General features: G+C 72.5%; 6 protein-coding genes. 1 reads left to right on the top strand and 5 read right to left on the bottom strand.

Features of this window, described 5'->3' with window-relative positions; translation table 11 throughout:
* The 5 genes from AC5LSR_RS21925 to AC5LSR_RS21905 form a co-directional block, all read right to left on the bottom strand.
* Window positions 1-597 (bottom strand): DUF6328 family protein (locus tag AC5LSR_RS21925; protein WP_493468929.1); only part of this gene is annotated, 597 nt, incomplete at its 3' end.
* 15 nt (window positions 598-612) lie between these two features.
* Entirely contained in the window at window positions 613-1,236 is a 624-nt protein-coding gene (locus AC5LSR_RS21920; protein ID WP_250281326.1) for an HD domain-containing protein, read from the bottom strand.
* Window positions 1,237-1,388: 152 nt separating this feature from the next.
* Complete coding sequence (locus AC5LSR_RS21915) at window positions 1,389-3,425, bottom strand: protein meaA (protein WP_250281300.1); 2,037 nt, start codon at window positions 3,423-3,425, stop codon at window positions 1,389-1,391.
* Between the two features lie 58 nt (window positions 3,426-3,483).
* Window positions 3,484-4,101, bottom strand: coding sequence for a hypothetical protein (locus AC5LSR_RS21910; RefSeq protein WP_250281298.1), 618 nt, complete (start codon window positions 4,099-4,101; stop codon window positions 3,484-3,486).
* A gap of 171 nt (window positions 4,102-4,272) precedes the next feature.
* The gene (locus AC5LSR_RS21905; protein WP_250281297.1) at window positions 4,273-4,617 is read right to left on the bottom strand and encodes an STAS domain-containing protein; all 345 of its coding nucleotides are present in this window, start codon (window positions 4,615-4,617) and stop codon (window positions 4,273-4,275) included.
* A gap of 406 nt (window positions 4,618-5,023) precedes the next feature.
* Between AC5LSR_RS21905 and AC5LSR_RS21900 the strand changes: the two genes are divergently transcribed.
* Window positions 5,024-5,452, top strand: a complete 429-nt coding sequence (locus tag AC5LSR_RS21900) for a hypothetical protein (protein ID WP_250281296.1) — start codon at window positions 5,024-5,026, stop codon at window positions 5,450-5,452.
* The last annotated feature ends 31 nt before the right edge of the window (window positions 5,453-5,483 follow it).

The following is a 5,483-nucleotide window of genomic DNA, read 5'->3' as shown; positions in this document are numbered from 1 at the left end:
ATCCCGGGCGTTCTCGTGGGCGGCTGTCAGCTCCCAGCGGGTCAGCTGTGGCAGCGCCCACCACAGCGCGACGAAGAACGCCGCGGTCGCCGAGCAGATCAGGACGGTGGCGAGCGGGCCCATCAGCACGTCGACGACGAGCAGGACGGCGCCGTTGATCCCCGCGCCCAGCATGGCCAGCCCGGCCAGCGCCATGGTGTTGGCCGCGGCGACCAGCCGGGCGCGGGCGCCCCGGCGGAACATGATCCGGTGGTAGGCCACCGGGCCGATCAGCAGTGCGGACGCGGCGGCGACCACCAGCAGCGTGGCCAGGTAGAGCGCCCGCTGGAAGTCGGTGACCTGGTCCCAGCGCTGGGTGAAGGGGAGGGTCAGCAGGAAGGCGAAGAGGATCTGCACACCGGTCTGCGCCACCCGGATCTCCTGAAGCAGTTCGCTCCAGTTCCGGTCCAGCCGCCTGGCCCGCGGCTCCGGAGCATCCTCCAGCGGGACGTCCTCCCATGGCGCACTGTTCCGCGGGGCACCGTTCCGCGGGGCACTGTTCCGCGGGGCGGCGCCCGGCGGGGCGCTGTCTTGTGGAGGGTCCGGGCGAGGGGGCATCGCCGGCCGTCTAGGTCAGGGGGAGGACGCGGCTGGCGGGCCGCTCCCCCGGGCGGCGGCCCTTCCGCCGGTCCGCCCGGCTGTTTCCGCGGCGGCGCCCCCGGCGGCCTTATCGCTGCTCTTCCCGCCACTGCCGTCGGCGGCGGCCTTCGTCTCGGCGGCCCGCCGGGCGGCGACAAGGCCGTCGAGCAGGCGCGTCCGGTCGGCGTAACGCCGCCGGTAACGGTCCGCCTGCTCCGCGGGCAGCCTGATCAGCCGCGTCGGGTCGCTGTTGTCGGCCATGTCCGCCCGCTTCACGGCGACGGCGAGATCGTCGGCGGCGACCCGGGCAAGGTAGTCCTCCACCGGCTCCCCCGGGCGGTGGCTGAGCGCGTCGACCGCCGCCACGACCGCGGGCGGGTAACCGAGCGCAGCGAGATCGTCCAGGGTGATCGCGGAGTCCTCGACGACGTCGTGGAGCACCGCCGTCATCTGCGCGTGCTCGTGGTCGGCCCCGGCGCCGTCCGCGATGGCGGCAACCGCCCGCATGACCCGCAGCGGATGGCCGATGTACTCCTCGCCGATCTTGTCAAGCTGGCCGGTATGGGCTCGGGTGGCCAGGGCCACCGCGTCGTCCAGGGACGGAGTGTCGGGGACCATTCTGGGCACGCTACGCGCCCGCCGGCCACCTCGCACATCGGTCCCGGGCCGGCGAAACATCTCTCACCAGGCCTTTGATGCTCTCACCAGGCATCAGCTACTTTCCGCGACGACTACTCTCCGCGAAATCGGCGTCTCGGAGTCCAACCGGGTTAGATGGTGGGCTGTGGTCGGCCCAGGCCGCCAGCGGCCCGGATGACGTCGACCACGCTGTCCATGATCTCGGTGAGGCCGTAGTCCTTCGGCGTGTACACCGCGGCGACGCCGAGGGCCTTCAGCCGCTCGGCGTCCGCCGGCGGGATGATGCCGCCGACGACCACTGGCACCTCCCCGACGCCGGCCTCGCGCAGCCCGTCGAGCACCACCGGCACCAGCTCCATGTGCGAGCCGGAGAGCACCGACAGGCCCACGACATGGACGTCCTCCTCCACGGCGGCGGCGACGATCTGCGCGGGTGTGAGCCGGATGCCCTGGTAGACCACTTCGAAACCGGCGTCCCGGGCGCGCACGGCGATCTGTTCGGCGCCGTTGGAGTGCCCGTCGAGGCCGGGTTTGCCGACGAGGAACTTCAGCCGGCGCCCGAGCTCCTTCCCGGTCGCGACGACCCGTTCCCGCACGTCGGTGAGCTGCTGGCCGCCCGCGTGCACCGAGGACGCGGCGGACACCCCGGTGGGGGCCCGGTACTCGCCGAACACCTCCCGCAGGGCACCAGCCCACTCACCGGTGGTGACGCCGACGCGGGCGCAGGCGAGGGTGGCCGGCATCAGGTTCGCGTCGGTCTTCGCCGTGTCCCGCAGGTTCTGCAGGGCCTCGTCGACGGCACGCGCGTCGCGGCCGGCCCGCCAGGCCGCGATGTCGGCGCGGGCGGCCTCCTCCACGGCCGGGTCCACCGTCTGGATGGCCGTGGTCAGGTCGGCGAGCAGCGGGTTCGGCTCGGTGGTGGTGAAGGCGTTGACGCCCACCACCACGTCCTCGCCCGACTCGATGCGCACCCGGCGGGCCGCGTGCGAACGGACGAGCTCGGACTTCATGTAGCCGCTCTCGACCGCGGCGACCGCGCCGCCCATGGCCTGCACCCGGTCGATCTCGGCCTGGGCGGCCTCGGCGAGCTCGGCCACCCGGCGCTCCACGACGACGGAGCCCTCGAACAGGTCGGGGTACTCCAGCAGGTCGGTCTCGTGGGCGAGGATCTGCTGGATGCGCAGGGACCACTGCTGGTCCCAGGGCCGGGGCAGGCCGAGCGCCTCGTTCCAGGCCGGCAGCTGCAGCGCCCGGCAGCGGGCGTCCTTCGACAGTGTCACGCCGAGGGCTTCCAGCACGATCCGGATGACGTTGTTCTCCGGCTGCGCCTCGGTCAGGCCGAGGGAGTTGACCTGGACGCCGTAGCGGAACCGCCGGTGCCGCGGGTCCTCGACGCCGTAGCGGGTCCGCAGCAGGGTGTCCCACAGCCGCGTGAACGCCCGCATCTTGCACAGCTCCTCGACGAAGCGGACGCCGGCGTTGACGAAGAAGGAGATCCGGGCGCACACCTCACCGGTGCGTTCCGCCGGCACCTGCCCGGAGGCGGCCACGGCGTCGAGCACGGCGATGGCCGTGCACATCGAGTAGGCGATCTCCTGGACGGGGGTGGCGCCCGCCTCCTGCAGGTGGTAGCTGCAGATGTTGATCGGGTTCCATCGGGGGATCTCGGTCACCGAGTAGGCGATCATGTCCGTGATCAGCCGCAGCGACGGCGCGGGCGGGAACACGTACGTCCCGCGGGAGAGGTACTCCTTGATGATGTCGTTCTGGGTGGTGCCGGCGAGCGCGGCGACGTCCGCGCCCTGCTCCTGCGCGACGACCTGGTAGAGCGCGAGCAGCCACATGGCCGTCGCGTTGATCGTCATCGAGGTGTTCATCCGGCCCAGCGGGATGTCGTGGAACAGCGCGCGCATGTCGCCGATGTGGGCGATCGGCACGCCGACCTTGCCCACCTCGCCGCGGGCGAGCTCGTGGTCGGGGTCGTAGCCGGTCTGGGTCGGCAGATCGAAGGCGACCGAAAGGCCGGTCTGCCCCTTGGCCAGGTTCCGGCGGTAGAGGGCGTTGGTCTCGGCCGGGCTGGAGTGCCCCGCGTAGGTCCGGATGATCCATGGCCGGTCCCGCTGGGGACGAGCCTGCTCGGAGAGGTCCTGCCGTGCCGCATCCGCCATCGCCGCACCCGTTCCCGAAGGGATTGTCGGACGTCCAGCAGCGTACCGGCGCGGGCCGTCAGCCGCCCGAACAGAGCGGCGGGCGCCCCTGCCACACGGTGAACAGGCCGGTGGGCAGGCCGTCGCAGGCGCTGGGGCCCTGCGCGACCCGCTTCCACGGGCCGTCGCTCGTCCGCTTCCACACCTGCGGGTTCGGCGGGGCCGGGGTGACGCCCGCGACCTGCGCCAGGCCCACGGCCCAGTACTCGTCGGCGGCGCTGTCGACGCCCTCGACGGCCCCGTAGAAGAGCTTTCCCTGCGGTATGACGACGTCGTCGGTGGCCACCCCCGCGACGCCGCCCTCCCGCAGGGCGTACGCGAGGCTCGCGCTGAAGGCCCGTCTGTCCACCGGCCGCACCCGCATCTGGTGGGCCGTGCCCGGCTGCCGGCCGCCCTCCCAGGCGGACGGCTCCAGCGGCGGCCGCACCTCGGCCGGGGGCGCGGCGGTGGGCGCCGGCCGGGGGGCGGGTGTCTTCGCCGGTGCCGTGGCCAGGCCGATGGCCACCCCCAGACCGACCGCGGCGGCGAACGCGCCCGCGATGACCAGCGGGCGGCGCGGGTCAGTGGGCCGGCCACCGCCCGCGCGGTACGCGGGACCATCCGCTGGGTTCAGCCGCTGCGCATCGACGTCGAGCATGTTCCTCCCCGGCCGGCTCCATCATCCCATGGTGCACGGCCACGCCCCGGAACCGGGGCTCCGCGCCGTCCACGCTGGTCGGCCACAGCCCACCACACCGGCCGGCCCGGCGTGCCGGCCGGTCGCCGCGTAGCGGCCGGTCACCGCGGATCAGGCATGACCGACGTGGGATCAGGCATGACCAACATGGAACAGGTCGGCGTCCTCGACCTGGAGGAAACGTCCGAGGCGGTTCGCCGACAGCAGCCGGCCCAGATCGTCGGGTACGTCCACGAGCACCATCGACCGCCCGGAACGCCGGGCCCGCCGTACCCCGCCGAGCAGCACGCCGAGCGCCGCCTGATCGGCGAGCTCCAGACCGGCCACGTTCACCCGCAGCCGCCCCCGGCCGCAGTCGATCGCGGTGTGCAGGCGCATCCGCAGATCACCGACCGTCCGCACGTCGACCCGGCCGTGCAGGCGCACGGTCTGCAGCTCCCTGCCACTGTCGTTGCGAAACGTCACGTTCTTGCCCATCAGGCCTCCCGTCCCCCCGTCCCCCCTGATCCACGCCCTGACCGCTCGGGCATCCGCAGGCACCCGGAGGGTGGTCAGGGCATGCCTGGCGATCAGAGGCTGTCGGACGTGGCCGGCCGCGTAGCCGGCCGACGGTTTCCATGCCCTCCGTTCCGATCCGTGGCGCACCAGCGGCGAAGCGTGTGACGCCTCGTCCGTAATGCCAGTATCCATGGTCGCAGAGTGGCCGTTCAGATGGGCTGATGTGCACGGCGGCGGGCCTGTCACACACCGGGCCACCACAGCGTGACGGGAAGATAAACACGCGATACGAACAACTATAACGCTATGTTTAGCCAAGATTACGCTTACGACTGCGACGCGACCCACGCGCGAACGCCTGCGCACGGCCGGCGGCACTGAGACGATGAAGACCGTCCGGCCCGCCGGCCCGGACAGCCGGGAGGTGACGGTGCCACTGAACAGCCTGCACTACACGATCGGTCCGGCCATCGCCGTCGCCGCCACCGCCGTACTCGTGGCGGTGTGCAGATGGGTCTTCACACCGACCCGGACGCGCGGCAACCCGGACACCCCCTTCCAGCACGCCGACTTCGGCATGCTGGTGCCCGTGGCCACGCTGCGCACACCGTCGGACGCGGACCGGCTGCGCCAGCTCCTGCGCCAGCACGGGATCCGGTCGACCTCGGGCGCGGCCGCGCTCGGCCCGGTCCAGGTGAACACCGACGGGAAGCTGCGACGTCACCACACCCCGGCCTGGCATGTCATGGTGTTTCCCGAGGACTCCCTGCGGGCCCGGGCGGTGGTGGCCGGCACGGAACGAGACTGGGCCTGACCGACGGGACCGAGACGGCCCTCAGCGGTCA

Source organism: Protofrankia sp. CiP1_Cm_nod4 (assembly GCF_982290645.1).
The sequence above is the reverse complement of the archived record's forward strand: the minus strand, read 5'-3'. Positions and strand labels throughout refer to the sequence as shown.

What these genes read in the sequence shown, in the direction of transcription:
- AC5LSR_RS21920 (WP_250281326.1), bottom strand. Translation starts at nt 1,236, where the DNA reads ATGGTCCCCGACACTCCGTCCCTGGACGACGCGGTGGCCCTGGCCACC.
- AC5LSR_RS21915 (WP_250281300.1), bottom strand. Translation starts at nt 3,425, where the DNA reads ATGGCGGATGCGGCACGGCAGGACCTCTCCGAGCAGGCTCGTCCCCAG.
- AC5LSR_RS21910 (WP_250281298.1), bottom strand. Translation starts at nt 4,101, where the DNA reads ATGCTCGACGTCGATGCGCAGCGGCTGAACCCAGCGGATGGTCCCGCG.
- AC5LSR_RS21905 (WP_250281297.1), bottom strand. Translation starts at nt 4,617, where the DNA reads ATGGGCAAGAACGTGACGTTTCGCAACGACAGTGGCAGGGAGCTGCAG.
- AC5LSR_RS21900 (WP_250281296.1), top strand. Translation starts at nt 5,024, where the DNA reads ATGAAGACCGTCCGGCCCGCCGGCCCGGACAGCCGGGAGGTGACGGTG.